This is a genomic window from Streptomyces sp. URMC 126, from assembly GCF_051386555.1.
Lineage (GTDB): Bacteria > Actinomycetota > Actinomycetes > Streptomycetales > Streptomycetaceae > Streptomyces.
Genome location: NZ_JBPQTX010000428.1, coordinates 1 through 4,963, shown reverse-complemented (window position 1 = coordinate 4,963; position 4,963 = coordinate 1). Strand labels below are relative to the sequence as shown.

General features: G+C 70.6%; 2 protein-coding genes. Both read right to left on the bottom strand.

Annotation, left to right across the window (positions count from 1 at the left end; all coding sequences use genetic code 11):
- Window positions 1–197: polyketide synthase docking domain-containing protein (locus tag ACSNOK_RS30665; RefSeq protein WP_436784067.1), on the bottom strand; the 197-nt coding region annotated here is incomplete at its 3' end.
- 44 nt (window positions 198–241) lie between these two features.
- A partial coding sequence (locus ACSNOK_RS30660; protein ID WP_436784066.1) for an SDR family NAD(P)-dependent oxidoreductase occupies window positions 242–4,963 on the bottom strand: 4,722 nt, incomplete at its 5' end.

Sequence of the window (4,963 nt, the reverse complement as noted above, 5' to 3'; positions counted from 1 at the left end):
ACCGCGTCCCCACCGGATACCAACAACTCCCAGAACTCGCCCGGAGACGACACACCACCCGGGAAACGACACCCCATCCCCACAATGGCCACGGGTTCCTGGCGGCGGTCCTCCACCTCACGCAGGCGCTCTCGGGTCTGGTGCAGATCGGTGGTGACCCGCTTCAGATAGTCACGAAGCTTGTCTTCGTTCGCCATCCGCTGACGCCTTCCTCACTACGCACGGTGGTACGGCCACGTACTCAGAGCCCGAGCTGGTTGTCGATGAAGTCGAAAATGTCGTCGTCGTCGGCCGACCGGATCTTGTCGGCGACCGAACCGCCGTCGTCATCGGTCTCGCCGGCTCCGCCGGTGTCACTCAGCACGGCGAGAATGTCCTTGAGCCGTGCCGTGACCCGTGCCCTGGCGTCCTCGTCGTCGAGGACTTCCGTCAGCGACGCCTCAAGTTTGTCGAGACCGGAGTAGGCCGACAGGGCGGACGTCTCCTCGGTGACCGTCCCGGACATCTCCTGTGCCAGGAAATCGGCCAACGCGGCGGGGGTCGGGTAGTCGAACACCGCTGTGGCGGACAGCCCTTGTCCCGTCGCCTCGTTGAGCCGGTTGCGCAGTTCCACAGCGGTGAGGGAGTCGAAGCCGACGTCGCGGAACGCGCGTTCCGGATCGACACTGCCGGGTCCGGACATGCCCAGTACCAGAGCGGTCTGCCTGGCGACGAGGTCCCTCAGAGCCTCCTGTCGCTCGGCCGGGCCCAGCGCGGACAGGCGGGCGGCCATGCCGTTCCGCCCGTCGGCGGCACGCTCACCGACCGCACGGCGGACGGGTCCTCCGGAACGCGACCCGCGTACCAGACCGGACAGCAGCGGCGGGGCCTCGCCTGCTCGGCGCAGTGCGGCCAGGTCCCATTGGGCTGCCACGAGGAGTGGTTCGGGACGGGTCATGGCGGCGTCGAGGAGGGCGAGGCCGTGCGTGTCGGTCAGGGGGAGGATGCCCTGACGGGCCATGCGCTGACGGTCGGCGTCCGTGAGAGTGCCGGCCATGCCCCGTTCCCAGGCACCCCAGGCCACAGATACCGCAGGCAGCCCCTGGTGCCGCCGGTGGGCGGCGAGGGCGTCCAGGAAGGTGTTGCCCGCCGCGTAGTTCGCCTGACCCGCGTTGCCGATGACACCGGCGACGGACGAGAACAGCACGAACGTGTGCAGGTCCAGGTCACGGGTCAGCTCGTGCAGGTTCCAGGCCGCGTCCACCTTCGGCGCCAACACCGCCCCCAGACGCCCGGCGGTCAGCGACTGGACCAGTCCGTCGTCCAGGACACCGGCGGCATGCACGACACCGGCCAACGGCACACCCTCCAGCACCACGGCCAACCGCTCACGATCAGCGGCATCACACGCCACCACCACCGCCTCGACACCCAGCCCGGACAGCTCGGCCACCAACTCCCGCATCCCCGCGGCCTCGATACCGCGACGCGACAACAGCAGGAGCCGTTCGGCCCGGCCCGTGCGCGCCAGATGCCGCGCCACCAGCCCACCCAGCGCACCCGACGCGCCCGTCACCAACACCGTGCCGCCACCCGCCGCCGGAACGGGCGTCTCCCCGCCCGCACGGACCAGGCGGGGAACCCGCACCTGGCCTGACCGCACGGCGAACTGCGGCTCGCCCGTCGCCAGACCCGCACGCAGCCAGTCCCCGACACCCGCCGCGGACAGATCCTCCACATCCGCCAGCACCAGACGCCCCGGATGCTCCGACTGCGCCACCCGCACCAAACCCCACACCGCGCCCGCCGCCACCTCCAGCGAACCACCGGCATCAACCGCCCGCTCGGTCACCACCACCAACCGCGAACCAGCCAACACCTCCGAAGCCAGCCACTCCCGCACCACACCCAACACCCGCACCGCCACAGCCCGAGCCGCGTCCGCAACAGCCGCACCGGCCTCCGGAGCCGCGCGCAACACCACCACCGGCGGAACCTCTCCTGTCTCCACCAGCCCAGCCACACCGCCGGCACCCAGCTCCGCCAACTCACCCACCGGCTCACCCACCACCGCAGCCGGCACCCACTCCACCCCGAACAAACCGTCACGGCCCGACACGGAAGCAACAGCCAACGGTCGCAAGGCCAAAGACGCCACCGACGCGATCAACGCACCCGCCTCGTCGGCCAAGGTCACCGACACGCCTTCGCCGGCCTCGGCGGGAGCCACCCGCACCCGAGCCACCGACGCACCCGAGGCATGCACCACCACATCGCCCCACGCGAACGGCAATACCAAACCGTCGCCCTCAACCCCCAGGGTCGTCACATGCAGCGCGGCGTCCAGCAATGCCGGGTGCACCCCAAACCCGGACACCGTCACGCCCTCCGGCAAAGCGACCTCCGCGAACAACTCCTCACCGCGCCGCCACGCCGCACACACCCCCTGGAACACCGGGCCGTACGTGAGTCCTCGCTCAGACAGCGCCGGATAGAACCCGTCCAGATCCACCTCGACGGCACCAGCGGGCGGCCACTGCGTCAGATCACCGCCACCTGCCGCATCCGGCAGTTCCGCCGGTGCCAGCACACCGGTCGCGTGCCGCACCCACTCACCGTCGGGCCCGGCATCCTCCGCCTGGGTGTAGACAGCCACCGCACGGCGGCCGGTCTCGTCCGGCCCTTCCACCGCTACCTGCACTCGCACGCCACTTGCGGCGGCGAGTACCAACGGTGACTCGATCAGCAGTTCCTCGACCCGACCGCAACCAGCCTCATCACCCGCCCGCACGACCATCTCGACCAACGCAGCACCGGGCACGACCACCTGCCCGGCCACCACATGATCCGCCAACCACGGCAGCCCCGACAGCGACAACCGACCCGTCAGCATCAACCCGTCGGACGCGGGCAGCCCCACCGCCGCACCGAGCAGTGGATGCCCCGGGCTCTCCAAGCCGAGGTCCTCGGCACGGCTCGCCGCGGTCGAGGTCAGCCAGTACCGCTGCCGCTGGAAGGCATACGTCGGCAGGTCGACCCGCTGAGCTCCGGTGCCCGTGAAGACCTTGTCCCACTCCACCGCCAGGCCCTGTACGAACACCTTCGCCAGCGCCGTGAACAGCGCCCGCGACTCCTCACGACCACGCCGCAACACCGGCAACCACGACTCACCGACGCCTTCACCCTCGACATCAGTACGGGTCAGCGGGCCCATGCCCGACAGCACGCCGTCGGGACCGATCTCGATGAACGTCCGTACCCCTTGCTCACGCAGCGCGGAGGCGGCGTCGGCGAAACGGACCGCTTCGCGGACGTGCCGCACCCAGTACGCAGGCTCCGTCACCTCATGGGTGACGACCTTGCCGGTCAGCGCCGACACGAACGTCAACTGGGGTGCCCGGTAACTGACCGACCGGACCACCTCGGCGAACCGTTCCAGCATCGGTTCCATCAACGGCGAGTGGAAGGCGTGCGAGACCCGCAGGCGGCGGGTGCGCGCACCGCTGCGGGCGAGTTCCTCCGCTGCTTCCAGGACCTCGTCCTCGGCACCGGAGATGACGATGGCCTTGGGACCGTTGACCGCCGCGATGCCCACGCCGGAACGGTCACCGATCGCCGCCAGGACCTTGTGCTCGTCCGCTTCGACGGCCACCATCGCGCCGCCGCTCGGCAGCTCCTGCATCAGCCGGCCACGCGCCGCCACCACCGCACACGCATCCGCCAGCGACCACACACCCGCCACATACGCCGCAGCCAACTCACCAATCGAGTGACCCGCCACCACCTGCGGAGTCACACCCCACGACTCCAACAACCGAAACAGCGCCACCTCGACCGCGAACAACCCCGCCTGCGCCCACACCGTCTCATCGAGCCGGCCACCACCCGGCCAGGACTCCTCGCCCTCACCCCGGACGACCGCTGCCAGCGAGCCGTCCAGGTGCTCGGCCAACCCGGCACATACTGCATCGAAGGCTGCGGCGAACACCGGGAACGCCGCATACAAACCCTGACCCATCCCCACCCGCTGAGCGCCCTGACCGGTGAACACGAACCCGACCCGGTCCGTACCACCCGCCAGCCCGGACACCACGTTCGAAGCCTCACGGCCCTCCGCCAAGGCCACCAGCCCAGCGGTCAGATCCTCCCGGTCCGTGCCGAGAACGACGGCGCGGTGCTCCAGCGCCCCTCGCGATGACGCCAGTGACCAGCCCACATCGGCCGCGTCCAGCCCCGGACGCCCGTCGAGAAACCGCGCGAGACGGTCCGCCTGAGCGTCGAGTCCCGCCGCCGAGCGTGCCGATACCACCCACGGCACCACCGGCAGCACGGCACCGTGGGAGTCGGCAGCCTTGGAGGTGGGGGCGGCGCCGGGTACGGGCGCGCCGTCGTCAGGGGCCTGTTCGATGATCACGTGCGCGTTCGTGCCGGAGAAGCCGAAGGACGAGACGCCTGCCCGCCGGGGGTGCTCCGCGTCGGGCCAGGGCACGTTCTCGGTCGCCAGTCGCACCGCGCCCGCGTCCCAGTCGATACGCGACGAAGGCTCGTCCGCATGCAACGTCGCCGGTACGACACCGTGCCGCATCGCGGCCACCATCTTGATCACACCCGCGACACCGGCCGCCGCCTGGGCGTGACCGATGTTGGACTTCACCGAGCCCAGCAGCAACGGCCGATCCGCCGGCCGCCCCTGCCCATACGTCGCGAGGAGCGCCTGGGCCTCGATCGGGTCGCCCAACCGTGTCCCCGTGCCGTGCCCCTCGACCACATCCACATCGGCCGGGGTGAGGCCGGCGCTGGCCAGCGCGGCGCGGATCACCCGCTGCTGGGACGGACCGTTGGGTGCCGTGAGGCCGTTGCTGGCACCGTCTTGGTTCACCGCGCTGCCGGAGACCACCGCGAGGACCTTGTGGCCGTTGCGGCGGGCGTCCGACAGTCGCTCGACGACCAGCACACCGACGCCCTCGCCCCAGCCCGTGCCGTC